This window comes from Methylogaea oryzae (genome assembly GCF_019669985.1).
Classification (GTDB): Bacteria; Pseudomonadota; Gammaproteobacteria; order Methylococcales; family Methylococcaceae; genus Methylogaea; species Methylogaea oryzae.
In genome coordinates, this window is sequence record NZ_AP019782.1 from 3,831,243 (window position 1) to 3,857,728 (window position 26,486).

Genomic DNA, 26,486 nt, shown 5'->3' on the forward strand with positions numbered 1-26,486 from the left:
GTGATTGGTTATCTGCGTAGCCGGCGCTTTATTTTATCTGTATGTAAAAGGCCGCGGAAACGCCTATCGCGCACGGAATAAGGGCGGCGGCCACACCTGCGGCACCAGGAACGCGCGGCCTCGCCCGGTTGCCACGATTTGACGAAGACGGAGCGCATGGAAACGCCCGTTCCATCCGCAACGGATCGTTCTTGCCAGCCACCGCAACCATGCCCCACGCCATCCGCCGCATCACCTTGTCGCTCGCCTTGCTGCTGCTGTGGGGCAACGACGCCGGCGCTTTCGACTGGTCGTCCACGGAGCTGCAGTATTTGCACGGTTCCGGCTACCGGTTTCCCGGCAACGGCCGGGACGTGGACCGTTCCATTTTCACCGTCTCCCACGCCGACGGTTACGCCCTGGGACGCAACTTCTTCTTCCTCGACACGCTCATCACCGAAAGCGGGGAGGCCAGCCAGATCAACCTGTACGGCGAAGCCTACACCTACCTGAGCCTGTCCAAGCTCAGCGGCGCCGACCTGAATTACGGCATCCTCAAAGACCTGGACATCGCCGCCGGCGTCAACCTGGGCGAGAACACCAACAGCACCAAATCCGGCCCCCGGGTGATCCTTTACGGGGCCGCGGTGGAACTCAACCTGCCCGGCTTCAGCCTGTTCACCGTGGACATCCTGCGCCACGACCAACTGGAACCGGTGTTCGCGGGCTCTTCCTGGCAGTTCACGCCGGTGTGGAAATTCCCGTTCACCGCGTTCGGCGCCAAGTGGACCTTGGAGGGCTTCACCGACTTCATCACCGGCAAGAACAAAGGCTATGTCCGCCAAGTGCTGTCGCAACCGCAGTTGCGCCTGGACGTGGGCGACCAATGGGGCCATCCGGACAAGCTCTACGTGGGCATCGAATACCAGTATTGGCACAACAAATACGGCATCAAAGGCCTGAGCGAATCCCTGCCGCAAGCATTGATCGTATGGAAGTTCTAACCATGGCGAATCGCCGCAATCGCCCGTCGCGCCTGTGTCTCCTCCTGGCCTGGGCGCTGGCCTGCGCCGCCGCCAACGCCGCCGCCCCCATCAAAATCGCCGTGGACGGCGAATTCGGCCTGCCCAACTCCACCTCGGCCCAAGCCGTGCGCGCCGGCGCCCAAATCGCCGCCGCCGAAATCAACGCCGCCGGCGGCGTGCTGGGCCGACCGCTGGAAATCGTCGAGCGCGATAACCGCGCCGTGCCGGCCCGCGCCCTCAACAACCTGCGCGAGCTGGCGCAGGACCCGGACGTGGTGGCGGTGATGTGCACCCGCTACAGCCCCGTGGTGGTGGAAACCCTGCCGGAAATCCACCGGCTCAAGCTGCCGCTGCTGGATCCCTGGGCGGCGGCGGACGGCATCACCGACAACGGCTATATCCCCAACTACGTATTCCGCCTGTCGCTGCGCGACGCCTGGGCTTTGGCGGCCATGATGCGCTACGCCAAGCAGAAAGGCGCGCACAAGGTCGGCATCCTCACGCCCAACACCGAATGGGGGCGCAGCAGCCTCAAAGCCGCGAAACGCGCCGCCATCCAGGAAACCCACCAGGAAATCGTCAGCGTCCAGTGGTATGACTGGGGCGATCCCGGCATCGCCGAACGTTACCAGACGCTACGCCGGGCCGGCGCCGAGGCCTTGGTGTTCGTCGCCAACGACCGGGAAGCGGTGATCCTGCTCAAGGAAATGGCGCAACTGCCCGTCGAGCAGCGCCTGCCGGTGATTTCCCACTGGGGCGTCACCGGCGGCGACTTTTTCGAGCAGGCCGGCGCATCCTTGTCCAGCGTGGACTTCGCCGTGGTGCAAACCTATTCCTTCATCGGCAAAACCGATCCCGTCGCCCAGCGCGTGCTGGCCGGCCTGCAAAAGCTCACCGGCAACGGCGATCCCCGCAAAGTCGTCGCGCCGGTCGGGGTGGCCCACGCTTACGACCTGGTCCATCTGCTGGCGCAGGCGATCGAACGGGCGAAAAGCACGGACCGCGCCGCGGTCCGCAACGCCCTGGAAAACCTGGGGCCGTATCAAGGCTTGCTGGGCCGCTTCAAGCAGCCGTTCACGCGCCAACGCCACGATGCGCTGTCCCCCGACTCGGTGTTCATGGCGCGCTATGCCGCGGACGGCGCCATCGAGCCGCTGCCCAAAAAACCGGCGGCGCACTGAAGGCCCCATGCGAGCATGATCCCCGCGGCACTACGGCAATGGAGCGAGCGTAGCCTCGCCAATGCGTTCGCGCTGCACGCGGCCGGCATCGCCATCGGCAGCGGCGTGCTGGTGGCGGCCATTTCCCTGTCCATCCTGTTCTGCATCGAGCGAACCGAGCTGCACAATCACTTAAGGGACAAAGCCCAGCGCGTCGCCGAGCGGATCGAGAACACCATCCTCGTCGTCGACAACGCCGTGCGGGAACTGTCCAAAAGCCCGGTATTCATGACCGCGCTGCTGGATTCGCGCGGCCGGGACGTTTACGTGGCGCCGTTCCTGGAAAACTACAACCTGCCCATCGCCGCCGCCAGCGGCATGGCCTTGTGCGACATCAACGGCCAACGACTGGCGGGCACCCGCTCCGCGCTGTCCGACTGCCGCGCCGATTCCCCGCTGTTCCGGCAAGTGCTGGCCAACGGGCAAAGCGCCAGCGAGCTGGCTGCGCTGCCCGACGGACACGTGGCCTGGGCGGTGTTTCAGGGCGTCACTTTCACCTATACCGGAACCGTGGAAGGCGTGGTCGTCACGCAGTTGGATCTGAACGACGTGCTGGCGCCGGCGCCGGCCGACCTGGAGCTGGCCCACGCCGCACTGGCCCGCGCCGGCACTGGGGAAGAGCTCATCGGCGCGAGCCGGGCCGACGCCGCCACGACGCGCTGGGACACCGTCAGCGTGCCCTTGTTCGGCCAAAAGCCGCACGCCGTGCCGTTCCCCATCGCGGTGGTGGCCGGCGCCGACCTTTCGCCGTTCAGCCACAAGCTCGCGCCGCTGCTGCAAGGTTACGGCTTGGGCACCTTGGTGCTGGCTTTGGCCGTGGTCTACGGCGTGCGGCGGATATCGCTGCGCCTGATCGAACCGTTGACCCGGCTCACGCACGCGGCCCAGCACATCGCCGCCACCGGCAACACCAACATCGAAGTGCCGATGACCACGTCCGGCGGCGAAGTCGCCCAGCTTACCCAGGCCTTCAACAGCATGGTGACGGCGGTGCAGTCCTCGGAAACCGAGCTGGAGAACAAAGTGGCCGCGCGCACCCGGGAACTGCGCGAATCCGAGGCCCAGCTGCGCCAAGCCAAGGAAACGGCGGAACAAGCGGCCTTGGTCAAAACCCACTTCCTGGCCAACATGTCCCACGAAATACGCACGCCCATGAACGCCATCCTCGGCCTATCCGAACTGGGCGAGGAGGAAGCGGACCCGACGGCGATGCGGGATTACCTGAAAAAAATCCATCAGGCCGCCGCCAATTTGCTGGGCATCATCAACGACATCCTGGATTTCTCCAAATTCGAATCCGGCAAGCTGGTGCTGGAGCTGCAGCCTTTCGACCTAGACCAGGTGCTGGCCGAAGTGCGCCAATTGGTTTACCTGAAAGCGGAAGCCAAAAAGCTGGAACTGCGCTTCGACGTCGCCGACGACGTGCCGCGCCGCTTGGTCGGCGACGCCCTGCGGCTGCGCCAGGTCCTGACCAACCTGCTGTCCAACGCCGTCAAGTTCACCTCGGCCGGACACGTCGCCCTGGACATCCGGCGCGTGGACGACGCCGGCGGCGGCGTGCTGCTGCAAATGAGCGTGACCGACAGCGGCATCGGCATGACCGCCGAGCAGATCAAGCGGCTGTTCCAGCCGTTCACGCAAGCCGACGACTCCACCACCCGGCGATTCGGCGGCACCGGCCTGGGCCTGGCGATCACCCGGCAACTAGCGAGAGCCATGGGCGGCGACATCGCTTGCGAAAGCCGGCCCGGCGCGGGCAGCGCCTTCACCTGCACCCTGCGCTTCGTCCCCGACCGCGCCCCCGACGCCGCCGCCCTCGTCAGCCGCCTCGAGGCGCCGCCGGCCGGGGCGCGCATCCTGCTGGTGGAGGACAATCCGGTCAACCAGCTGGTCGCCGAAACCCTGCTGAAGAAAGCCGGCCTGACCGTCACCCACGCCGCCGACGGCGAAGCCGCCGTGGACCGGCTGCGCCGGCTCCCCGACGGCTACGACCTGGTGCTGATGGACATCCAGATGCCCGTCATGGACGGTTACGCCGCCACCCGCGCCATCCGCAACGAACTGCAACTGCGCGAACTCCCCATCATCGCCATGACCGCCCATGCCATGGCGGAAGAAAGGCAACGCTGCCTGGAGTGCGGCATGAACGACCACCTCGCCAAGCCCATCGACAAGCGGACGCTGCACGAACGGCTGAGCTATTGGCTCAACCGCAAAGGGTGAAGGGGGCGGGGAAAACCTAATCGCAGACGCAGTCGCGGCGCCGCTTGGCCCGGTACAGCGCCGCGTCGGCGCGGTGCAGCAACTGGTCGCAGGTCTCGCCGCCGGCCGACTCGGCGACGCCGAAGGAGGCGGTGAGGGAGAAGACCTCGCCGCTCAACGCGGTGAAGCGCATGTCCTTGATGCCCAGGCGCAACCGTTCCGCCACTTCCAGCGCCTCCGTCTTGCCCATGTCCGGCAGGATGACGAGGATTTCCTCGCCACCGTAGCGCACCGCCAGGTCGCTGGGGCGCAGGCGCGCCAGCAGGGCCGTGCCGATTTCGTTGAGCACCCGGTCGCCGGACAAATGGCCGTGCACGTCGTTGACTTGCTTGAAGTGGTCGACGTCCGTCATCAGCACGGCCAGCTTGCCGCCGGCGCGGTTCTGCCGCTCCAGCAGCCGCTCGAAGCTTTCCCGCAGCCAGCGGCGGTTGTACAGGCCGGTGAGGGCGTCGATGCGCGAGGCCTGCTTGAATTGGCGGCAGTTTTCGATTTCGCGGGAAACCGTGTGGTTGGTGCGCCGCAGCCGGCTGCACATGACGGTGAGCAGGTTGATGGCCACGTCGTGGGACTTGCCGATCAGCGACCAGAGAATGTCCCGCGGGATGACGAGCAGTTCGCTGTCCTGCTCCGCGCGAACCAGCGCCGACGGCTCCAGGTTTTCCAGCACGGACATCTCGCCGACGCACTCCCCCGGCCCGAGTATGGCCAGCACCTTGTTGCGGGACAGCTTCAGGTGCACCCGCAAGCCGCCTTTGACGACGACGTACAAATGGGCGTTTTCCTGGCCCGGCGCGAGCAGCAGCTCGCCCGCCGCCAGACTCACCACGTCGCATTCGCCCAGGCTGTCCTCCACGGACGCGGCGTCGACGCCCTCGAATAGCGCCACCATTTCCAGCGGCAAGTCGTCCAAGGAAAAACGCCGGATAACGTCCATCGCCCTATGCTCAATAAACCGCCGAGTTATGGAAACCGCCGCCCAGCCATGGCCGGCGGCGGGAATCGCCTAGGCCAGCAGGCCTTGCAACAAGCCGGCGAGGGCTTCCGACTGGCGCTCTTCGCGTAGGCGGACGGCGGTAACGATGCTTTTCAGCTCGCCCAGGGCGGTTTCGAAGTCGTCGTTCACCACCAGGTAATCGTATTCGGCGTAATGGGACATTTCCGCGATGGCGTCGTTCATGCGCCGGGCGATCACGTCCTCGCTGTCCTGGCCGCGGTTTTGCAGGCGCTGGGACAACGCTTCCAGGGACGGCGGCAGGATGAACACGGAAATGCAGCCCGGCAACAGATGGCGCACCTGGCGCGCACCCTGCCAATCGATTTCCAGGATGACGTCCTCGCCCCGCGCCAACGCCGCTTCCACGGAGGACTGGGCGGTGCCGTAGTAATTGTCGAACACCTTGGCGTGCTCCAAAAAGGCCGCTTCGCCGATCATGCGTTCGAACACCTCTTTCGCCACGAAGAAATAATCCTGGCCGTCCGCTTCGCCGGGCCGCTGGGCGCGGGTGGTATGGGAAACGGACACCGCCAGCCCGGCCATTTCGGCGCGCAGCCGCTTCACCAAGCTGGTTTTGCCCGCGCCGGACGGCGCGGAAATCACGAAAAGGTTGCCTTTGGCCATGGAATTGCTCGACGGTTCGATGTATGGGCGCGATTTTACCGGAACCCGGCCGCCATTGCCCTGGCGGCGTGTAGGTTTATATACTGCCCGCCCCGCAACCGACACCTCTCCACCATGAGCGAACCCGAGCAGCCCACCGCCTACGAATGGATGGGCGGCGCCGAAAACCTGCTGGACCTGGTCACGCGCTTCTACGGCTACATGGACAGCCTGCCGGAGGCGGCCCCCATCCGCGCCATGCACGCCGCCGACCTGGACGGCGCCCGGCAAAAGCTGTTCAAGTTCCTCTCCGGCTGGCTGGGCGGGCCTAATCTGTACTGGGAGGAATACGGCCATCCGCGCTTGCGCATGCGGCACTTCCCGTTTCCCATCGGCCCGGCCGAGCGGGATCAATGGCTGCTGTGCATGCGCCGCGCCCTGGACGACACGCCCATGCACCCGCAACTGCGGGAAGCTTTTTACACCGCCATGACGCAAACCGCCCAGCACATGGTCAACCAAGAGCCGTCATGAGCCGTTACCGCCCGCCCGCGCCGAAAAAATCCGCCTACATCACGGCGCAGGGCTACCGCGCGCTGGAAGACGAGTTAAAGGGGCTGTGGACGCGCCGCGCCGACGTGACCCAGGCCTTGAGCGAGGCGGCGGCGGAAGGGGACCGCTCGGAAAACGCCGAGTACATCTACCGCAAGAAGGAACTGCGCGAAATCGACCGGCGCATCCGCTACCTGCAAAAACGCCTGCCGGATTTGCACGTGGTCAGCGCACGGCCCAGCGATCCCGACCGGGTGTTTTTCGGCGCCTGGGTGACGCTGGAGGACGACAAGGGAGCGGAAGTCACCTACCGCATCGTCGGCCCGGACGAGCTCGACCCGGCCCGAGGCTGGATCAGCATGGACTCGCCCATGGCCCGCGCCCTCATGAAAAAAGCCGTGGACGACGAAGCCGCGGTGGCGACGCCCGCCGGCGAGGCGCGTTATTACATCGTGGACGTTCGTTATGAACAGGAAGAGGGCTTGTAGTAAAGTTCCAATGCCCCGCCACGCTTTGGCGCGGAAAGGGAAGATCGGCAAATCGCCCGGATGGACGCACTACCCAGCCGCGGCCTAAGATCGACGGGAGTTGCATTGTATGAACAGCGCCAACGAATTCGCCGAAGCCCACGTCGTGTTGTGCGACGACTCCATCACCAACGTGATGATTCTCTCCAAGCTGGTGGAATCGGAAGGCATTAGCGACATCCACAGCTTCACCGACCCGCGCAAGCTGCTGCCGCACCTCAGGGAGCACGAAAAAGCCATCGACCTGCTGATCCTCGACGTGGAAATGCCGCACATAACCGGCCTGGAGGTCATGCGGACGCTGCGGGCGGACATCGGCGACCGGATATCCTTCCCCATCGTCGTCATCACCGGCTTGCAGGACCAGGAAATCCGCCACCAAGCCCTGCTCGCCGGCGCCAACGATTTCATCAACAAGCCGTTCGACCAAGTGGAAGTGGTGCTGCGGGTGAAAAACCTGCTGCGCGTGCGGCGCGCCTTCCGCCTGCAGGCGTCGCTGGCGCAGCACCTCGAAACCGAGGTGGAGCGCCGCACCGCGGAACTCAACCAGGCGGTCGAAACGCTGGTGCACCGCATGGCGCTGGCGGGCGAAATGCGCGACAACGAAACCGGCCAGCACGTGGCGCGGGTCGGGCGCTACAGCCGCCTGCTGGCCGAAGGCATCGGGCTGCCGCCGGATTTGTGCTTCATGATCGAAAAAGCCGCGCCGCTGCACGACATCGGCAAAATCGGCATTCCCGACAGCATCCTGCACAAGAACGGCGGGCTCGACGAGGAAGAGCGGCGCACCATGGACCTGCACACGCAAAAAGGCGCGGAACTGCTGGGCGACCACGATTCCCTGCTGATCCAAATGGCCGCCTCCATCGCCGCCAACCACCATGAAAAATGGGACGGCAGCGGCTATCCGCGCGGCTTGAAGGGCGAGTCCATTCCCGTCGAGGGACGCATCGTCGCCGTGGCCGACGTGTTCGACGCGTTAACCACGACCCGCCCCTACAAACAGCCCTGGTCGGCGGAACAAGCCATCGGCTTTTTGCGGGAAAACGCCGGCAGCCACTTCGACCCGGCGGTGGTGGAAACTTTCATCGCCCGCCGCGGCGACATTATGGCGGTGATGGAACAGCTGCGCGACTGACGGGCCGGCGGCGGAGCGGACGGTTAACGCTCCTGCACGATGAAAGTGCCCGGAATCATGCCCATCCAGCAACTCCAGGGAATCACCCCCGCCTCGCCGGGCGTGAACTCGACGACCTGGCGCCCCGGAGCCAAGGTGAACTCCAGCTTCAGCAGCGGCACGACGATGCCCTGGTTGCAGGGCGTCAGCTCCTTGGCGTCGATCACCCAGCGCACCGGCACGCCTTGGCGCAACACGAAGGTATCCGGCCGGTAGCCCTGCTTGGTCACCTCCATGTGGATGGTCTGGTGGCCGGCTTCCACCGCGCTGTCCTCCAGGGTTTCCATCGCCGGCTTGAGCATCACCAAAACCCGCGCCTTGAGCGCCGCGGCGTCGTAGCTCGATCCCATCAAGGTCAGGCCCCGGTTGAGCATGATGACGCCGAGCACCGCCACCAAAACGCCGGAGACCTTCACCAGGCGCCGCGCCAAGCTGGAAGACACCAGGCTGGCGAACACGCCGAAACCGATCAGCAAGGGCAACGTCCCCAAGCCGAAGGCGAACAGCCGCTTGGCTCCCTCCACAGCGCTGCCGGTGCCGGCCGCCATGACGTACATGGCCTGCAACGGGCCGCAAGCGATCATGAAGCCGTTGAGGAAACCGATGGAAAAAGGGCTGGACTGATGCGCCAGCCGCGCGGCCAGGCCGCGCCGCAGCCGGCTCAGGCCGAACGCGGGCAAGCGAAGGCGGGGAAGCAGCCGCAACACGTTCAGCCCGAACAGCAGGAGAAACGCCCCGGCGGCCACGGCGGCGATGCCGCGCAGCTCCGGCGTGAAAGCCACCACCGATCCCAGCGCGCCGAAGGCGGCGCCCAACAACGTGTAGGAGAGGGTTTTTCCGACGCCGTAGCTCAGGTGGGACAACCAAATCCCGCGGCGGCGATTCAGCGCATTTTGCGCGGTGTAACCGAGCACGAAGCCGCCGCACATGCCGATGCAGTGAAACCCGCTCAGAAAACCGGCGGCCAGCAGCAACCCCAGGCTCAAGTCGCCGTGGAGCGATGCCAAGCGCATTTCGTCGGCGAACCACAGGGCGCCGGCGGCGATGCCCAGCAAGCCGGACACCCCCAGCACGGCCCGCAAGACCGACCGCACGGCGCCGCGCTTCGCCGGCCGCGCCACGCAGGCGTATCCCGCCCCGGCGATGGCGGCGCGAACGGCGGAGTCGGCAGCGCCGTCGTGCGCCACCGACACCAAGCCGGCCACATAGTCGGCCTTGACCGCCCTAACGCCGGGCACGGCGCGCACGGCGTCCTCGATGACGCTCTCGCAACCGGCGCACTGCATGCCGGCGACCTTCAAGGAAAGGCGGGTGGTCATGGCTCAGCGCCCCTGGATTAGCGACGACTAATCAAGCTTAGCCCGCCCCCTTCGCGCTTGCCACAAAAGCGTTGCGGCGCGGACGGCCTAAGCCTTCCGCGCCGCGCGCATTCCTCCCTGTCGCAAACCGCTCGGTCAGAAGCTGTAACGCATGCCCAGCCACCAAGTCCGGGGAGCGCCGGGCGCGTAAAACGTGGTTTGCTTGACGCTGTATTGCGTGCCATCGGCGCCCCCGCTATAGCTGCCGCCGCTGCGTGGGGCGGAAAAATTGCCGTTGGCGTCGAAAGCGGCGGCGCCCAATTGCCCGCCGGTGTAGTAATGCTCGTCGAGGATATTGTTGACTTGGCCGAAGACGGTCAGACCCTTGACGGCGCTGGGCGTGAAACGCAGCCCGTAGTTGACCACCACATACCCCGGCACGATGCCCGAGCCGAAATAGTTCTGCCCGTCGGCCTTGTGCGCGTTGTTTTCGTTGCCTCTCGCGAAAGACTGCGAAAACCCCATAATGTTGACGTTGGTGCCCCAATCCTTGGCGAACTGGTAATCCACATAGGTCTTAAACATATGGGAAGGCGTCAACGGTATTTTGTTGCCGGGCTTGATGTCGATGGTTCCCTCGTAACCGCCGCCGGTGCCGTTGGTGCGGGTGGCGGCATTCGCCACGCTGTTGACGTTGGTGCTGTTGCCGCTGCCGTTCACCGTTTCATTGGACTGATAGGTGGCGTCCAAATAGGTGTAGTTGGCGCCGACGCTCCAGTCGTCCACTTTGCGGTCCAGGCTGACTTCGACGCCTTGGCGCTGGGTTTTCCCGAAGTTCTTGAAATAACCGAAGCCCGCCTGCTCATCGGCCACGAACATGAGGTCGTTTTTGTTCTCGATATGGAAATATCCCACGCTCCAATCGATTTTTTCCGGCAACTGGCCGCGGAAACCCGCCTCCCAGTTTTCCGTGATCACCTGCTTCAACGGCGGATCGCCGGCCATCGAATTGGGCAGTTTGCAAGGCACGTCGGGGTTGGCGCAACCCAGTTCGATACTGGTCGGCGCGCGAGTGCCCTCGTTGTAACCGGCATAGAATCCGATTTCCTTGATCGGGTTATACGTCAAGCCCACGGCGGGATTAAACCGGTCGAAATGGTGCTTGCCGGTTAAGGACTCGCCACCTTCGGCGGTGATCTGGTCCTTGTTGCTGAGCGAGGTGTAGTTGTAACGCCCCGAAGCGGTAATATGCAGGTCTTTGGTCAAACTCAAGGTGTCGGACGTGAAGAAACTCCAGGTCACCGTATCGCCGCCCAGGGAGACCCGATTGTCGAAAGGAACGCCGTTGACATTTCCCCCCGTAACCCCGTCCGCGTAGTTGGGCAATCCCGTAATGCTGTGATCGGCGTTCAAATAGCCCAGCTGCGTCGACTGCTTGAAATTCATCACGCTTTGGTCGTAGCTGCCGCCGAATAAAAACTGGTTTTCCTTGCCGAATAAAGTGTCGTTGATGATCGCCTGCCCCGACGCGCCCCAGTTTTGCTGCTGGGTTGTGGTGCGGTTTATCAAGCCGTTGCATTTCTCGCCGGGCTCGCCGTTGGCGCCGGACAATGCCTGCGCAACGCACTTCAGGTAGGGGAAGGGGGTGTTCGTGCCGTTCATGTCGTACGCCGGATAGCCGTACCCGTTCCGGCTCAACAGGGCTTTCTCGGCGGCGGTCAGGCTGTAGACCGCCTGGTCCAACGAGCCCTGATTCACGTCGCCGTTGTATGTGCCGGTCTTGATATTCCGGTAGTAGGTATTGCCGGTCAACACGATGTTGTCGTTCAACTGGTGCTTGCCTTCCAGGTTCAGGAATAGCGAGCGGTTGTCGGTGATGTCCGGCTTGGTGTAGATGCTCGTGTAATCCTGTTCGAGGAGCCTAACGTCTTGCAAACCGTTGCCGTACAAACCGTTGTCGTTGAACGCCGTGGTGAATTTAATTTCGCTGCGCTCGCCTTCCCAGCCCGCCTTGCCGAATATCTGCCGGACGGTGCTGGGCGAATTTTGCCGCCAGCCCTGCTCGCCGAAATAGTTGCCGGTGATGAACCAATTCAGGCCTTTATCGTTGAATCCGCCATGTTCGAACTCAAAAGCGTGGCGGCCATACGCGCCGCCCAGCCCCTGCACCGACGTGCCGGGATTGCTTTTGCCGTCCTTGGTTTCGATCGACAACGCGCCGCCCAGCGTATTTCTGCCGAACAACGGATTCGATCCCGGCATCATGGACATGGACTTGATCGCCGACTTCGGAATCAGATCCCAGCTGACCACATCGCCGAAAGGCTGGTTGAGGCGCACGCCGTCCATATAAACCGACAAGCCCTGCGGCGTGCCCAGCAAGGGGGAGGCGGTGAAGCCGCGGTAATTGACGTCGGGCTGGAAGCCGTTGCCCTGGGTGTCGTTGATATAAACGCTGCCCATCGAACGGTTCATGAAGTCAGTGACATTCACCGCGTTGGTTTTGGCGATATCTTGTTCTGACGCGGTTTGCACCGGCGCGGGAATTTTGTCCTTGCTTTGATTCAAGCCGTCCAGCGGCGTGGTTTCCACCACTTCGACGGTTTCCAATTCGTTGGAGATCGCATTATCGTTTTTCGGCTCCGCCGCCATTGCCGGCCGTAGCGAGAGCGTTATGGCAATCGCCAAAAATGGTTTTTGTAGTTTCATTGCGTTGCGTGTCATATCAGCGTGGGTACAAACCGGCTCGCATCTTAGCCAGCGCCCCCCAGCGTCGCCATAGGAAAACTTCCTGAAGACGGCGCGGCTGAACAGCCGCGCCGGGCGCTCAACCCGCGGCGCCGATCCTGCGCCGCCCGGCGAAGCCGTGCATCAGCAGGGCGCCCAAAATCAGCGCGGTGCCCGCCACCACGCGAGGGGTGATCGCTTCGTGGTTGATCCAGTGTCCCAGCATCAGCGATAGAACCGGCGTCACCAGCGTGACCAAGGCCACGCGGGTGGCGGGCAGTTTTTTCAACACGTAGTAATACGCGGCGAACCCCACCGTGGTGGCGATCGCCCCCAGGTAAACGATGGCGGCGACGCTGCTCAGGGGCAGCGACTCCGGCCATTGGCCGTCGAAAATCGCCCAAGTGGCAAGGTAGGCGGGCAACGCCAGCGCCAAGCCGCCGGCCACTTGGAACCAGGCCGATAGCTGGGCGTCCACCCGCTTGACCAGCACCGAGCCGGCCGATTGCAGGAACGAGGACAACAGCACGCCGGCAATGCCCAACGCGGCGTCGCCGCTGAATTGCAGCGCCGTGCCGAACATCACCGCCAGGCCGCCGATGCCCATGCCGTAGGACAGCAGCTTGCCCCAGGTCAAGCTGCGCTCGCCGAGCCAAGCCGCCGCCATCAGCGCCGTCAGCAGCGGCGTGAGACCGAACACCACGGAAATCCAGCCGGAGGGGATGAACTGGGAAGCCCAGTACACCGCCAACATGGAGCCGTAAATTTGCACGGCGACGGCCATGTAGGTCAGCCGCGCCTTGCGGTGCCACGGCAGACGCCTGCGCAGCAGGGCCAGCGCCAGCCACAAGCAAGCCGCGCCGATGCTCATGCGGCCGGTCACGCCGAACAAAAACCCCGGCCCTTCGCCGCTCCACTTGATGGCCAGCGGCGTGGTGGCCCACAGCAAGATCACGCCGATGTACGCCAATGGCACGCCCATGTCGATTCTCCTTTCTCCTTGCCGACAAAAACGAAAAAGGCCGCGGATTCTTGGGAACCCGCGGCCTTTTCCAAAAAACGCCCGATCTCAGACGACGCTCATGGATCACCGCAGGCAAAAGCCCCCAGTCGCACCGGCTTATGCCACAGGTGCGGGACTCGGAAAGCGTTGACGAATGCGGTGACGTTCATGGCTCGAATTCTGCGCCCTGAAATCGGGAGCGTCAAGAACGCCCCCCGAGCGGCGGCAACCGTGGCGGTTTCCCGTATACTGCATGGCGCAGCTATGGATTCGCGCCAACAGTCCAGCCAACCGCAGGAACGGCCGCCGCCGCCCTAACGACACTCGCCCATGGTTCTCGACGTCGCCACACTCACCGTTGTCGCATTCACCACCTGCGCCGGGCTATCCCTGGCCATGCTGCTGGCTTGGCGCTTCGTGCTGCACGACAAGCCGCTGTTCTTGTGGGGAGTGTCCCAGGGCTTGATCGCTGTGGGCTATACCTTGTTCCCCTGGCGCGGCGTGCTGCCGGACATCTTTTCCATCGTTATTTCCAACGAACTGTTCGCCATCGCCTCGGCCCTCACCTGGGTCGCCGCTTGCCGCTACCGCCGGGTGCGGCCGTTCCGCGCCATCATCCTGGCGACGTTTTTCCTGTTCCTCGCCAGCTTTTCCTATTACGCCCTGGTCGTGCCCGATCTCGGCACGCGCATCGTCCTGGTCCGCAGCACCATGGGCTTTTTCGGCGTAGGCGGGGGCTTGACCTTGTTATGGCCGGGACCCGAGCGGCATTCGACGGTGAACGTAGTGGTGGGAATCTGCATCTCCCTGCTGGGGGCGGCCATGGTCTTGTCGCTGCTGTTCAGCGGCGGAGCGGTGCATGCCGACACGCCCCAGTCCGCCAGCCAGGCGGTGGCGCTGCCGATATTGATCGGCATCCTCGGCCATTTGGTGTGGGGCCTGGGGGTGGTGATGATGGTCTTGGCCGATATCACCAGCGAACTGCGCCAATCCACCAACCTGCTGCAAAGCGTGCTGGACGCCATCCCGTCGCGCGTGTTCTGGAAAGACCGCCATTTTCGCTACCTGGGCTGCAACCGGCGTTTCGCCATCGATGCCGGGTACAAAGACACGGCGGCGCTGATCGGCAAAACGGACTACGAGCTGTGCTGGGCCCAGGAAGCCGAGCGCTACCGCGCCGACGATCTCGCCGTGATCGCCGCCGGCCAACCGCGGATGAATTTCGAGGAATGCGTGATCCGGTCCGACGGCACGCCGCGCACCGTATCCACCTCGAAAGTGCCCCTTAGCCGAGCCGACGGCCGCATCATCGGTATGGTGGGCGCGTACGACGACATCACCGAACGCAAGGCGACCCAGGCCCAGCTGGAACACGCCCTGCGGGAAGCGCAAACGGCCACGCGGGCCAAGTCGGAGTTCCTCGCCAACATGAGCCATGAAATCCGGACGCCCATGAACGGCGTGCTGGGCATGGTGGAAGTGGCGCTGATGGAAAATCCCAGCGACGCCATGCGCGGGTATTTGGAACAAATCCGCAGCTCCGGCGGACACCTGCTCAGCATCCTCAACGACATTCTCGACCTGTCGAAAATCGAAGCCGGCAAGCTGGAGCTGGAGTCCGAGCCTTTTACGCTGAGCGATTACCTGCAAACCCCCATCGCCATGGCGGCGAGCCAAGCGCGAAACAAAGGCCTGGAATTCCACTACGACCTGGACCCCGCCGTTCCCGCCTCGCTGCTGGGCGACGGACGCCGCATCGCCCAGATATTGGCCAACCTGCTCAGCAACGCCGTCAAGTTCACCGCCGCCGGCCGGGTGGAGTTGCGCGTGTCCCTGCTGGCGCAGGAGCCGAACCGGGCCACCGTGGGCCTCACCGTGCGGGACTCCGGCATCGGCATGTCGGAAAAGCAGCTGGACAAGCTGTTCGACGCGTTCGTGCAAGCGGAAAGCTCCACCACCCGCAAGTACGGCGGCACCGGCCTGGGGCTGACCATCAGCAAGCGGCTGGTGGAGGAAATGGGCGGCCAAATCCGCGTGGAAAGCCAGCTGAACCAGGGCAGCACCTTCCTGGTCAGCCTGCCGCTGGCGATCCCCGCCGACCAAGCCGGCGAGCGCCGGGAATCGGCGCCAGCAGCGCCGCCGCCGCAGGCGCGTTACAACGGCAAGCGGGGGCTGCTGGTGGAGGACAATGCGGTCAACCGCATGGTGGCGGAAGCGCTGCTGAAAAAATGGGGCATGGCCGTGGACGCGGCCGAAGACGGCCAAGAAGCGGTGGAGCTGTTGGAAAACGCGGCGCCGTCCGCCTACGACATCGTGCTGATGGACATTCAAATGCCGCGCATGGACGGCCTGGAAGCGACCCGCCGAATCCGCCTGCGCCACGGCGCCGAAGCGCTGCCCATCATCGCCGTCACCGCCAACGCATACGAAACCGACCGCCAGGCGGCGCTGGCGGCCGGCATGAACGACTACATCGCCAAGCCGCTGGAAGCCGGCAAACTGCAACGGGTGCTGGACGACTACCTGCTGGGCTGACGCGCCGCGGCTCAGTCCCGCTCGACGCCATAGCGCACCCACAAGCGGTGTTCGCCCCCCGGCGCCACCGTCGCCACGTCGTCGGCGGCGTTGGCGCTTTCCACGCAGAGCATGCCCAAATAGGTTTCGTCCCCGCCCATGTCCCCCAAAGCGGCCGCCTTGTCGCGCCAAGGATTCCACACCACGGTGGAGCGGCTGCCGCGCTTTTCGATGCGGATGCGGCGCGCCAGGCCGGGATCGTCGATGACGCAATCGGCGGCGCTGTCCAGGTAGATGCGGTCCAGCTCCGCGGCGACGGTGAGCGGACCGGATTGGCGCTTGCGCCGGCCGCCGTCCAGCTTGTCCAAGTAGGGCAGGCCTTCCAAGCCGTGGAGCGCGACCCGCCGCACGTCGCTCACGGCGAAATAGGCGTGCAGGGCCGTGCCGACGGTGAAGGCTGCGCCGCCGGTGTTGCGCGTCACCAACTCCAACTCCAGCGCCGTTCCCACCGTCACGCGCAATTCCAGCTCGAAAGCATGGGGCCACCAGGCCCGCGCCTCCGCCACGGCGGGCAGCCGCAACGCGATGCAGGTCGCCCCGTCCGCCCGCCGGCCGGTCTCCGCTACCTCCCACAACGCGGTCCGGGCGAAACCGTGGGCGGGGAACGCCGCCTCGCTGGGATGGGCGCCGAACCAGGGCCAGCACAGCGGCACGCCGCCGCGTATGGCCTTGCCGGGCCGCAGTATCGCGCCGGGCGACAGCCACAGCACCGGCGGCTCGCCCGCCGGCGACCAGGTCGTCAACTGCGCGCCCTGCAAGGCGAGGGTGGCGCGAGCCTGAGCGTTGGCCACTTCCGCCAGCACCAGCCCGCCGGCGTCCTGCGTGAAAGCGATCGCCCCGTCACCGCCGTGGCGGGCATTGAGGGCGGCAATATCGGTCATGCGTGTGGGCTCCTGTGTTGAACGCACGCCATACTGCACCATCGCCGCCGGGCGCGCCACCAACCGCCGCGCCCGGCGGCCAGCGGCCGGCCCTATAATCCCTTCGATTTTTCGGCCACCACGGATACCCCATGTCGCCCCAAGCTCCCAACCAGCAACCCACTTTCGCCGAACACTGCCGCTACTGGCTGGACCGCAACATCCTCGACCTGGGCCGGCAGATGCGGCTCAGCTACCTGCCGCCGCTGATGGTGTACTTGGCGGCGGGGGTGTCGGGACTGACCGGCATCGTCGGCGCGTTTTTCGTCAAGGAATACCTGGGCCTGTCGGCGGAATTCCTCGCCGCGCTGGGCTTCTGGACCATGCTTCCGTGGACGCTGAAAATGCCCCTGGGCCACTTGGTGGACCTGATCTGGCGGCACAAGGCCGGGCTGATTTATCTCGGCGCGGCCCTCATCGCCGCCAGCCTGCTCATCATGTCCGGCCTGTTGAGCAGCCCGGCGGCAATGCGCGAGGTGCTGCCGGCGGAAACCTGGTACGTGCTGGCGGCGCTGCTGTCGCCCATCGGCTACGTGCTGCAGGACACCGTGGCCGACGCCATGACGGTGGAGGCGGTGGCGCGCTACGACGAACAGGGCAAGCCGGTGTCGGAGGAACAACTGCGCCTGGCCCACACCACCATGCAGACCCTCGGGCGGGTCGCCATCATCGGCGGCTCGCTGCTGGTGGCGGCGGCCAACGTCTATTTGTTCAGCGGCGTGGAAAGCCTCGATGCCGCGCAAAAAGCGGCCGTCTACCTGAACATCTATCACCTAGCCCTGGTCATTCCCGTCGTCTCCGTGCTGGGTGTGCTGCTGGCCGCTTTCCTGCGCTACCGCGAGGCGCGGAGGCTGGCCGCCCAAGGCCTGGAGTTCGACGAAATCGAACGGCGCCTGGCGCGCCCGGCGGAGGAAATCACGGAAGTGAACTGGTGGATATTGGGCGGCGGTTTGGGCTTCTGCGTGTTCTCCGTCGCCATGGGCCTGTCCAAGCTGCCCTTGAGCGAAGAAATCGTCTTCGCCGGTTCGCTGGTCATCGTGCTGTTCCTCATGGCGCGGCTCACGGCGGATTTATCGCCCCGCTCCCGCCACGCCCTGTTCGGCATCGCCGCGGTGATTTTCGCCTTCCGCGCCACGCCCTCGGCCGGCGCTGGCTCCACCTGGTGGATGATCGACGTGCTGGGATTCGACCAGAGTTTTTTGTCCAAGCTGTCCCTGCTCACCAGCGCCCTAACCCTATTCGGCATGTTCGTCTTCCGCCGCTTCATGGCGGAACGGCCCATCACCTACATCGTCGCCTTCCTCACCATCGTCGGCACCGTGCTGTTCCTGCCCAATCTCGCCATGTACTACGGTTTCCATGAATGGACCGCCGCCCACACCGGCGGCGTGGTGGACGCCCGTTTCATCGCCCTCATCGACACCGCGCTGGAATCGCCCCTGGGCCAGATATCCATGATCCCCATGCTGGCCTGGATCGCCAACTCCGCCCCGGCCAAGCTCAAGGCCACCTATTTCGCCGTCATGGCCGCTTTCGTCAACCTGGCCCTATCCCTGTCGCAACTGGGCAGCAAATACCTCAACCACCTCTTCACCGTCACCCGCGAAGTGCGCGACGCCGCCACCGGCGCCGTCAGCATGCCCGCCGATTACAGCCAACTGGGCAACCTGTTCATCGCCACCACGGTGATTGGGTTGGCGCTGCCGCTGGCGGCGATTTTCGTCGCCCGGCGGACTTGGTTGGCGGAGGGGGAGCAGTGAAACGTGGGGATCAAACAGCTACGGCCTTCCGGTCCCCTCTTCCTGCGGGAGAGGGTTAGGGTGAGGGAACTTCAAACCAACTCGCAGCCTCCGCTGGCGTCGACAAACCCCGGCAACCCGTACACGCACCGTACATGCTATAGTCCTCCCAGGAGGCAACCGCCATGAACGCCAATCTTTCCCAGCGTGACGAACGCATCGACTTGCGCCTGTCCGGCGAGGTCAAAACCCTGCTGGCGCGGGCCGCGTCCTATTCCGGCATGTCCCTGTCGGGCTTCTTGCTGTCCGCCGCGGCGGACAAAGCCCGGCAAGTGGTGGCGGAACAGGAGCTGCTGACGCTGAGCGTCAAGGACTGGGAGGCGTTTCTCGCCGCCCTGGACCAGGCGGAACAGCCCCGCCCGCAACTGGAAGCCGCCGCCCGGCGCTATAAAAACCGGCGGGCCGGCGCCGATGCCGGCTGATTGGCGCATTGAGCCCCTGGCGCGGAACCACATCCGCGCCGATTTCGACTGCGGCGAGCCGGAACTCAACGACTACCTGGTCAAATACGCCAGGCAAAACCAGGACCACGGCCTGGCAAGGACTTTCGTCGCCGTGCTGGATGACGCGCCGGACGTAGTGGCCGGCTACTACGCCCTCACCGTAGGCGCCCTCGATAAAACCCACCTGCCGCCCGCCGCCGCCAAACGCCTCCCAAGCTTCCCCCTGCCGATAGCAAGACTGGCGCGGCTCGCCGTAGACCGCCGCGCCCAAGGCCAAGGACTCGGCGAAGACCTGCTGATGGATGCCCTACACCGCTGCCTGACCATCGCCGACCAGGCCGGCGTCCTCGCCGTGCTGGTGGACGCCAAACACCCCACCGCTCGCGCCTTCTATACCCGCTACGAATTCGACAGCCTGCCCGACCAGCCGTTGCCCCTCTGGCTGCCCATGGCGGCGATTAGGCGGTTGTTTGGGAGCGGAGAGTAAGGCGTCATCCGAGAAAGTTTTCCCTGGTTGCTTTCCGCGGGGTGTGCCGCATAATCGTCAATGGCCGTGGCCCGTGCGGCGTGCTAAACGGAATTCGTATAGCACCGATATACCATATTCTGTTTAATCAACTGTTAGCCCTTTCAACCATGCCGATTAGCAAAGAACTCCGCAGCAACATCGTTACCGCTCTTGTCTCGGCGGTTTTGACTGCTACAGGCTTCCTGGGGAAGGAATACGTCGACGAAAAGAATCGACAGAAGCAATACATTGGTGAGTTGCATAAGCAGCTTTACGACAAGGGAGCTGCCGAACTAGAGAAAATCAATTCCGCATACTCGGAACTCCAGTCGCTGCTTAATAAGGATTACGCCCTTACGACCTACGAGCTTGAAGCTGGCTATACGAAGTTGCAGGAAGCAATCGAGTCTTATCGAAAGTACATCAGGGAACTCGAACGCTTCGGTAATTCAGGGCAAGTACAGGTCGCAAAGAATTTGGACGAGTGGATTGTAGGGCTCTACGCGGAATTCAATTTGCAGTACAAGACTGCCGAGCAAGTTCAACGTCGAGTTCGTGAACTACTGCAAATCGACAATCCGAAAAGCGACTTCTTCAAGGCCGTGAATACTGCACTTGACGCAGACCTGGAGAGACTGATTCAGAATGAAAACCGCGTCTACTACGAAGCTGGCTGGTTCAAGAAGCCTGTAATTAGAGGGCTTGAACAGTATCTAAACTATCAGTTCCGAACCGCCATTGGACTGGAAGCGACCGCGGATATTGCTAAAGCCGTTAACGAGCTTCCCGAGCTATCTAAACGAAAGCCGGAATCTGAGTACAAAGAAAGCAACATTCCCTTTGTCTTTGCGGAAGGCCGCGCATTCGAAGCGCCGACTCTCGAGTTCAAAGGCGAGCTTGGCTTCCTCAAGCAAAAGAATGAGATTCTCAAGGAACAGGTGAAGGTAAAGTTCATCGCCCAGGTGGTTCAGCATGACAAAGCTATCCAAGAGCTTCTCAAGAAGCGGAAGTCGTCTATCAACCGAAAGGGCTAACCTGGCAGTCGAGCGGACCTGCGCGAAAAGCCGCGCAGGGCGCTCACTTCCACGTTAGATTTCATAAGGAGCATGTGTGAAGCCCGATACGGGAAAATACAGAAGAATATTCGAAAGCATATCTCCTGACGAAATCAAGGAGCTGAATAGGCTAAATGACGAAGAACAACAGAGGCAGGCAAAAGCATTTAAAGAGGGATATGAAAATCGCATCTGCTATCTTTGCAACAAGCCTTTTAAAACCATAAGCACGAACAATCCATGCCTGCACTGGCTTCTGCGCCAATGTAAATTCAAAAAGAAGATTTTCCAAAAATATATGCCAAATATGGCTATGGGAATATAGCCTCATTCGTCAGATGGTGTGCAAACCAAGAGCGCCTACTATCAAACATCAATGATCTAAAAGATGAGATACCAGATCGTAAAATTATCTCTTACACAGTCAAATGGAAGAATATTGAGTGGACATTTGATTGTTCCAAGAATGATTTAGATGGGCACGATGGCTCATCAATCGATTATCCTCATTATCACTTTCAGATGAGGATAGATGGCAATGGCCGTAGGGTGCGGTGAGTCGGCGAACCGCACCGCTCGCGGTTGATCGGTCGCTACCACTCACCACGTCTTCCGCGGGCTAAATGAGGGCTAATTCAATGCCAACCGTTCTTGTTCTTCTTGGATGGAGATTGTTTTTCTACGCGAATGAAGGCAACGAGCCCATACACATCCATTGCATCAATGGCGACATGGAATGCAAGTTCTGGATAGACGTGGAAAGCTTCGACATTCAGGAAGCGTTTGCTTTCAAGATGTCACCGCGTGACAAGCGGCAGATTCGCAAGATCATATTCGAGCATTTCGAGTATATTGTCGAACAATGGCAGGAATTCCAACGGAGGCGACAACCGTGAGCATTTACCACAAAGTCGAAAACGTTAAGATCGAGGAAGGGAGGCTGTCCATGGTGGTGGACGGCCGATTCGTCTCCAAAAGCCTGAGCGACATATCGCCCGCGCTAGACAATGCCAGCGAAGAGGAAGCCCAAAATTACACGGTATCGGCTTCGGGATACGGCATCCATTGGCCGCTGATCGACGAGGACATTTCCATCGACGGCTTGCTGGGCGTCACGCACTCGCCGCCGCAATGGAAGAAAAGCGCATAGCAAGTAAAGCCGGTGTCGGAACAGTGCCGTTAAGTTAGGGGAAAACTTCGTCGTTCCGGCAGGGATTGCCGACAGCCGCAGCAGTGAAGCTGACTGGGACAGCGGCGTAACTGAAACCCAGGCGCCACGGAAGGCAGGCGCTGCCTACATCCCTGCTTCTGGATGCCGGCAACCCTGCCGGCATGACGGCTTAACTCAATGGCATTGGCGGTCAGATTACGGATTGCTCTCATCCCTCCGCCAATGCCCCGACTTACCCCCCGCCTTCTCCAGCAGCCGCACGTCGCGGATGACCATGGCGCGGTCCACGGCTTTGCACATGTCGTAGATGGTCAGCAGGGCCACTTGGGTGGCGGTGAGGGCTTCCATTTCCACGCCGGTCTGGCCCACGGTTTTGGCGGTGGTGCGGCAGACGACGCGGTTTTGCGCCGGCTCGGCGGTCAGTTCGATGTCCACGTGGGTGAGGGGAATGGGGTGACAGAGGGGAATGAGGTCGGCGGTGCGCTTGCTGGCCATGATGCCGGCGATGCGGGCGATGCCCAGCACGTCGCCTTTTTTGTGGCTGCCTTGCAGGATCAAATCCAGGGTGGCCGGCAGCATGTCGATGCTGCCTTCGGCCACGGCGAGGCGCTCGGTGGCGTTTTTCGCTCCCACATCCACCATGTGCGCGGCGCCGGCTGCGTTAAAATGGGTCAGTTGGGTCATGGCGTTGCGGTGCTGCTGGTGGAAAACGGCATTATAGAGCGCTGCCGTGCCGGCTCACCCGTCTCGGCGGATGAAAAAAAATCCATTTTTCTATCGCGCTGGCAAATTCAAGTAGCGGATAATGCGCTTTCGCATTGCCGCGGTTCGTAAGTCAGCTACCCATTCAAGAAGGAGACAATGACATGTCGAAATTGCTCACCATCACGCTCAGCGCCGTTTTGGCACCGGTGATCCTGGCCGCTCCGGCCTTCGCCGGCGACGATCCCAAGCATCCCGCTTACGATTTCCAGCCGACCATTCTGCAGAAAGCGGATCCTTCGGCGGCCTCTTCCTCGTCCGCTTCCTCCTCTTCCAGCGACAGCGCCCAGGCCAGCGAAGCCGACCCGAAGTATCCCGGCGCCTACTTCACGCCGAAAGTTCTCTATCCGTAAGATCGCTGCGGACGCTCGAAGAAACGCCGGCCTCGCGCCGGCGTTTTTGTTTGCCCGGCGCCTTCGTCCACCGCCTCAGCGCGACTCGGCCGGCCAGAGCCGGGCCTCCGCCGCCGCCGTCAGCAAATACCCCCCCAGTGCCGCTCCCAGCGAAATCAAATAGGGGTGGGACAAATCCAGCCAAAAATGCCCGACCAGCCAGGCGCCCATGCCGGCCGCGAGCGCCGCGTAGGCGCTGTAGCGATCGCCGACGCGCCGGGTATAGAGGGCGAACAAAGCCACCGTGAACACGCCGGCGCTGCCGAAAGCGGAGGCTTCCTCCACCAGGGTGTGGACGCCGTCGCTGCCGAGCGCCAAACCGTAGGCCACCAAGCCGAAAACGAACACCATGGCGCGGGCGGTGCGCACCTTGCCGGCGTCGTCCATCGTCGGCCGGAGCGGCACGATGAGGTTGTGGGACACCAAGGCGGCGGCGGCCAGCAGGGCGCCATCCACGGTGGATAAAATCGCCGAGATGATGGCGCCGGCGAACAATACGTAGGAAAAGGCGGGGAGGTGCTTCAGCGCCAGCTGCGGCAACAGTTGTTCCGCCTCGTCCAAGCCCGGCATGAGGCGGATGCCGACCAAGCCGATGAACACCGGGATCAGTCCCACCGCCAGATACAGGCAGCCGCCGGCCAGGCACGCCGCGCGGGCCGTCTCCGGCGAACGGCTGGCGAGGATGCGCGCCACCAGTTCCTGGGCGAACACCGAGCCGCAGATGGGGATGGCCCAGTTTTCCGCCACGTCCAGCCAGGGCATGTCCGGCCCGCCGAACAGCCGCAGGCGTTGCGGTTCGATGGACGCCAGCGACGCCTGCAAGCCGCCGCCCGCCTGCGCCACCGCGTAAAACAGCAGTCCCAGGCCGATGATGAGGGCGATGCCCTGCATCAAGTCGGTCATCACGTCGGCCAGCATGCCGCCGTAGACCGTGTAGGCGATCACCACCGCCGCCGCGACGGTGATGGCGATGTCCACTTCCAGCGCGGAAGACGCCGCCAGCACTTGGCCCAGGGCGCGGATTTGCGCGCCGCCCCACATCACCGAGGTGGGGGCCAGCATCAACACCACGGCGCGCTCCACGCCGGGCGAATAGCGGCTGTGGAACAGGTCCGCCAAGGTGGTGAGACCGCGCCGCCACAACGGCACGGCGAACAACAAGGCCATGAGGAACAGGCACACGGCGTAGCCGAAAGGATCGGCGCTGCCGCCGGACAGGCCGTTTTCGTAGATGGCCCCGGCGGCGCCGATGCAGGTTTCCGCGCCGAACCAGGTGGCGAAGACGGTGAACGTGCCCAAGCCGAAGCCGATGCTGCGGCCGGCCAACAGGTAGTCCGATTCGTTGCGGATACGGCGGGTGACAACGATACCCACCGCCAGTTGGGCGGCGACGTAGACGACGATGCCGAGCAGGACCGGGCTCATGGTTGTGTTATCCGCTTGCCATGAAAATCGCGGCACTCCTGCTCCCTCTCCCCCAGGGAGAGGGTTGGGGCTAGGGGAAATACAAACACCGTTTCGCTGGCCGGCCTCTTGTGCGACGCTGCGGCCGACTTCTTACATTGACGGAAGTCCATAGTTGACTCCCTCACCCTAGCCCTCTCCCGTGGGGGGAGGGGAATCGAAAGCCAACGCCCGCGCCAAGCAGCACGCCAGCGGCCAGCAGGCCAGCTCCGGCGTGGCGCCGTAGGCCAGCAGGCCGTCCTCGTGGCCCAGCATGGCGATGACGCCTTGCGCAGGATCCGCCGCCACCAAGGCACTCACCGCTTCCGCCATGGCCGGCGTGCCATAAGCAATGCCCGCCGCCACCGTGGGCAAGCCCAGCCGCTCCGCCAATCGCCAGATTTCCGGGCTATGGCCGTGGGCGACGCAGCGGGCGGTCGGCGACGCGCCATAGACGGCGGCGTGGGTAAGGGCTTCCGAGGAAGGCGGGACGGGGCCTTCGGCCTGCAAATAATTGCCCGCCGGATCGGCCCGCAGCACCCGCACGTATTGCTCCTTCGCCAGATGGGGCAAATGGCCGGTTTGCGTGCCGGTAACGCAAAAACCGCCGCCGTCCAGCAACAGGCTGAGATTGCCGTAGCCCAGGCCGCCGTAGCGGGCCGGATCCTGGCCGATGAGTCCCAGCCGGAACAACACGCTGCGCCACGCATTGAGCTCGGCGAAGCCGGGAACCGCCGCGGCCGGCGCGGCGCGGTAATCCAGGCGGTATTTGATGACGCCTTCTTGTTCGGTCATATCGTCAGGTTTTAGCGGACGCAGACCGCACAACGCGCTGCACCACCAGGGAGCCGATCATGTCGCCCTCCACGTTGACCATAGTGCGGAAAGCGTCGAGGAAGCGGTCGATGGGCAACAGGATGGCGATGGCTTCCGCCGGCAGGCCCACCGCTTGCAGCACCATCACCATGGTCACCATGCCGGCGCTGGGGATGCCGGGCGCGCCGATGGCGGCCAGCATGGCGGTGAAAAACACCACCAGCTGCTGGGCCAGGTTCAGCTCCACGCCCACCAGGTTGGCGACGAACAGGGCGGCGGCGGCCTCATACAGGGCGGTGCCGTCCATATTGACGGTGGCGCCCAGGGGCACAACGAAGCCGGCGATGCCGGGATCCACCTTGAATTGGTGCTGGGTACAGCCCAGGGTCACGGGCAGGGTGGCGGAGCTGGAGCTGGTGGCGAAAGCGGTGATCAGCGCTTCCCGCCCGCCGCGCAAAAAAGCCGCCGGCGTCACGCCGGTGAGCACATACAAAATCCCCGGCAGCACGACGAAGCCGTGGAACAGCACGCTGCCCAGCACCACCGCCACGAATTTTCCCAGGCTGACCAGCAAGGCCGCGTCCTGGCTGGCGGCCAGTTTCGCCAGCAGGGCGGCGATGCCGAAGGGCGCCAGCCGCATGATCCAGCCGACGATGAGCATCACCAAGCCCCAGGCTTCGTTCATCAAGCGCAGCAATCCGGCGGCGCGCTCCCCGGACGCCACCAACGCGACGCCGACGAACAGGGCGAAGATCACCGTGGCCAACACGTCCCCCTGAGCCATGGCTTTGACCGGATTCATGAAAAGCGAATGGATGAATTTGTCGCCGAACTCGCCCAAGGACAATTGCTGGCCTTGGTAATGCCCCATGGCGTCGCGGAACAGGGAGACGTCCAACCCGGCGCCGGGTCGGAACCAATTGCTCACCAGCAGCCCTTCCGCCACCGACAAAGCGGTAGTGAACAGGAAAAACGCCAAGGTGACGCGCCAAATGCGGTGCATATGCTCGTGGGCGCTGAGGTTGGCGACGCCGGCGGCAATGGAGAGGAACACCAGCGGAACCAGCACCATTTTCAGCAGATCGACGAACACCCCGCCGACGATATCGCAAGCCAGCAACCCTCCCGCGCGCAGCGCGCCGTCGGCGGGCAGGCCGCCCAACCAGCAGCCCAGGAGGACGCCGGAAACGGCGGCGACGAGAATTTGTACGTTGAGACTAGGTTTCATGGCGGCCA

26 protein-coding genes are annotated in these 26,486 nt (G+C 63.5%); 16 read left to right on the forward strand and 10 right to left on the reverse strand.

Annotated features, from left to right (window positions below; translation table 11 throughout):
• Positions 1-191: 191 nt before the first annotated feature.
• The 3 genes from K5607_RS17095 to K5607_RS17105 are packed head-to-tail and all read left to right on the forward strand — an operon-like array spanning position 192 to position 4,447.
• Positions 192-983 (forward strand): outer membrane protein OmpK, encoded by a 792-nt coding sequence (locus K5607_RS17095; protein ID WP_221047737.1) that lies wholly within the window; start codon positions 192-194, stop codon positions 981-983.
• The gene (locus K5607_RS17100; RefSeq protein ID WP_221047738.1) at positions 971-2,185 is read left to right on the forward strand and encodes an ABC transporter substrate-binding protein; all 1,215 of its coding nucleotides are present in this window, start codon (positions 971-973) and stop codon (positions 2,183-2,185) included. Before K5607_RS17095 ends, K5607_RS17100 begins: the two co-directional genes overlap by 13 nt.
• A 15-nt stretch (positions 2,186-2,200) precedes the next feature.
• Entirely contained in the window at positions 2,201-4,447 is a 2,247-nt protein-coding gene (locus K5607_RS17105) for an ATP-binding protein (RefSeq protein WP_221047739.1), read from the forward strand.
• Positions 4,448-4,463: 16 nt separating this feature from the next.
• Here the strand turns inward: K5607_RS17105 and K5607_RS17110 are convergent, their stop codons facing one another.
• Complete coding sequence (locus K5607_RS17110) at positions 4,464-5,420, reverse strand: GGDEF domain-containing protein (RefSeq protein ID WP_054774133.1); 957 nt, start codon at positions 5,418-5,420, stop codon at positions 4,464-4,466.
• A gap of 69 nt (positions 5,421-5,489) precedes the next feature.
• A complete protein-coding gene (gene gmk / locus K5607_RS17115; RefSeq protein WP_054774134.1) occupies positions 5,490-6,104 on the reverse strand; it encodes a guanylate kinase in 615 nt (204 codons plus the stop codon).
• Positions 6,105-6,218: 114 nt separating this feature from the next.
• On the opposite strand from gmk, the gene K5607_RS17120 reads away from it, so the two are divergent.
• The 3 genes from K5607_RS17120 (at position 6,219) to K5607_RS17130 (ending at position 8,300) form a co-directional block, all read left to right on the forward strand.
• Positions 6,219-6,617, forward strand: a complete 399-nt coding sequence (locus K5607_RS17120; protein ID WP_054774135.1) for a group II truncated hemoglobin — start codon at positions 6,219-6,221, stop codon at positions 6,615-6,617.
• Positions 6,614-7,123 carry a transcription elongation factor GreB gene (gene greB, locus K5607_RS17125; protein ID WP_054774136.1) on the forward strand — a complete coding sequence of 170 codons (510 nt, stop codon included), beginning with the start codon at positions 6,614-6,616 and terminating at the stop codon, positions 7,121-7,123. The genes K5607_RS17120 and greB overlap by 4 nt, the downstream gene beginning before the upstream one ends.
• A gap of 109 nt (positions 7,124-7,232) precedes the next feature.
• Positions 7,233-8,300 (forward strand): HD domain-containing phosphohydrolase, encoded by a 1,068-nt coding sequence (locus tag K5607_RS17130; RefSeq protein WP_221047740.1) that lies wholly within the window; start codon positions 7,233-7,235, stop codon positions 8,298-8,300.
• Between the two features lie 23 nt (positions 8,301-8,323).
• On the opposite strand, the gene K5607_RS17135 is transcribed toward K5607_RS17130, so the two are convergent.
• The 3 genes from K5607_RS17135 to K5607_RS17145 all read right to left on the reverse strand — a co-directional run bounded on the left by K5607_RS17135 (position 8,324) and on the right by K5607_RS17145 (position 13,346).
• Positions 8,324-9,658 carry an urease accessory protein UreH domain-containing protein gene (locus tag K5607_RS17135; protein ID WP_221047741.1) on the reverse strand — a complete coding sequence of 445 codons (1,335 nt, stop codon included), beginning with the start codon at positions 9,656-9,658 and terminating at the stop codon, positions 8,324-8,326.
• 135 nt (positions 9,659-9,793) lie between these two features.
• Positions 9,794-12,346 carry a TonB-dependent receptor gene (locus K5607_RS17140; protein ID WP_246598913.1) on the reverse strand — a complete coding sequence of 851 codons (2,553 nt, stop codon included), beginning with the start codon at positions 12,344-12,346 and terminating at the stop codon, positions 9,794-9,796.
• 118 nt (positions 12,347-12,464) lie between these two features.
• Complete coding sequence (locus K5607_RS17145) at positions 12,465-13,346, reverse strand: DMT family transporter (RefSeq protein ID WP_054773911.1); 882 nt, start codon at positions 13,344-13,346, stop codon at positions 12,465-12,467.
• A 351-nt stretch (positions 13,347-13,697) separates the two neighbouring features.
• On the opposite strand from K5607_RS17145, the gene K5607_RS17150 reads away from it, so the two are divergent.
• Positions 13,698-15,902 carry a hybrid sensor histidine kinase/response regulator gene (locus tag K5607_RS17150; RefSeq protein WP_221047742.1) on the forward strand — a complete coding sequence of 735 codons (2,205 nt, stop codon included), beginning with the start codon at positions 13,698-13,700 and terminating at the stop codon, positions 15,900-15,902.
• An 11-nt stretch (positions 15,903-15,913) separates the two neighbouring features.
• Here the strand turns inward: K5607_RS17150 and K5607_RS17155 are convergent, their stop codons facing one another.
• A complete protein-coding gene (locus K5607_RS17155; protein ID WP_221047743.1) occupies positions 15,914-16,822 on the reverse strand; it encodes a D-hexose-6-phosphate mutarotase in 909 nt (302 codons plus the stop codon).
• 131 nt (positions 16,823-16,953) lie between these two features.
• Between K5607_RS17155 and K5607_RS17160 the strand changes: the two genes are divergently transcribed.
• The 7 genes from K5607_RS17160 (at position 16,954) to K5607_RS17190 (ending at position 21,816) form a co-directional block, all read left to right on the forward strand.
• On the forward strand, positions 16,954-18,621 hold the full coding sequence (locus K5607_RS17160) for an MFS transporter (protein WP_221047744.1): 1,668 nt from the start codon (positions 16,954-16,956) through the stop codon (positions 18,619-18,621).
• 164 nt (positions 18,622-18,785) lie between these two features.
• On the forward strand, positions 18,786-19,082 hold the full coding sequence (locus K5607_RS17165) for a type II toxin-antitoxin system TacA family antitoxin (protein WP_054773786.1): 297 nt from the start codon (positions 18,786-18,788) through the stop codon (positions 19,080-19,082).
• Complete coding sequence (locus K5607_RS17170; RefSeq protein WP_054773787.1) at positions 19,072-19,590, forward strand: GNAT family N-acetyltransferase; 519 nt, start codon at positions 19,072-19,074, stop codon at positions 19,588-19,590. The genes K5607_RS17165 and K5607_RS17170 overlap by 11 nt, the downstream gene beginning before the upstream one ends.
• Before the next feature lie 149 nt (positions 19,591-19,739).
• The gene (locus K5607_RS17175) at positions 19,740-20,645 is read left to right on the forward strand and encodes a hypothetical protein (RefSeq protein ID WP_156302548.1); all 906 of its coding nucleotides are present in this window, start codon (positions 19,740-19,742) and stop codon (positions 20,643-20,645) included.
• A gap of 76 nt (positions 20,646-20,721) precedes the next feature.
• The gene (locus K5607_RS17180; RefSeq protein WP_217994998.1) at positions 20,722-20,991 is read left to right on the forward strand and encodes a hypothetical protein; all 270 of its coding nucleotides are present in this window, start codon (positions 20,722-20,724) and stop codon (positions 20,989-20,991) included.
• A gap of 313 nt (positions 20,992-21,304) precedes the next feature.
• Positions 21,305-21,562, forward strand: coding sequence for a DUF4160 domain-containing protein (locus K5607_RS17185; protein ID WP_054773789.1), 258 nt, complete (start codon positions 21,305-21,307; stop codon positions 21,560-21,562).
• Positions 21,559-21,816 carry a DUF2442 domain-containing protein gene (locus K5607_RS17190; RefSeq protein WP_082411562.1) on the forward strand — a complete coding sequence of 86 codons (258 nt, stop codon included), beginning with the start codon at positions 21,559-21,561 and terminating at the stop codon, positions 21,814-21,816. Before K5607_RS17185 ends, K5607_RS17190 begins: the two co-directional genes overlap by 4 nt.
• Positions 21,817-22,032: 216 nt before the next feature.
• On the opposite strand, the gene moaC is transcribed toward K5607_RS17190, so the two are convergent.
• Positions 22,033-22,521, reverse strand: coding sequence for a cyclic pyranopterin monophosphate synthase MoaC (gene moaC, locus K5607_RS17195; protein ID WP_054773791.1), 489 nt, complete (start codon positions 22,519-22,521; stop codon positions 22,033-22,035).
• Here moaC and K5607_RS17200 point away from each other — a divergent pair.
• The gene (locus K5607_RS17200; protein ID WP_221047745.1) at positions 22,504-22,671 is read left to right on the forward strand and encodes a hypothetical protein; all 168 of its coding nucleotides are present in this window, start codon (positions 22,504-22,506) and stop codon (positions 22,669-22,671) included. The two genes, moaC and K5607_RS17200, sit on opposite strands and share 18 nt — an antisense overlap.
• A 32-nt stretch (positions 22,672-22,703) precedes the next feature.
• Positions 22,704-22,952, forward strand: a complete 249-nt coding sequence (locus K5607_RS17205) for a hypothetical protein (protein WP_054773792.1) — start codon at positions 22,704-22,706, stop codon at positions 22,950-22,952.
• Between the two features lie 75 nt (positions 22,953-23,027).
• Here K5607_RS17205 and K5607_RS17210 read toward each other — a convergent pair whose 3' ends face one another.
• The 3 genes from K5607_RS17210 to K5607_RS17220 all read right to left on the reverse strand — a co-directional run bounded on the left by K5607_RS17210 (position 23,028) and on the right by K5607_RS17220 (position 26,478).
• A complete protein-coding gene (locus K5607_RS17210) occupies positions 23,028-24,416 on the reverse strand; it encodes a high affinity choline transporter 1 (protein WP_221047746.1) in 1,389 nt (462 codons plus the stop codon).
• A 168-nt stretch (positions 24,417-24,584) separates the two neighbouring features.
• On the reverse strand, positions 24,585-25,229 hold the full coding sequence (locus K5607_RS17215) for a class II aldolase/adducin family protein (RefSeq protein WP_221047747.1): 645 nt from the start codon (positions 25,227-25,229) through the stop codon (positions 24,585-24,587).
• Positions 25,230-25,233: 4 nt separating this feature from the next.
• Positions 25,234-26,478, reverse strand: a complete 1,245-nt coding sequence (locus K5607_RS17220; protein WP_054772647.1) for a dicarboxylate/amino acid:cation symporter — start codon at positions 26,476-26,478, stop codon at positions 25,234-25,236.
• Positions 26,479-26,486 lie beyond the last annotated feature (8 nt).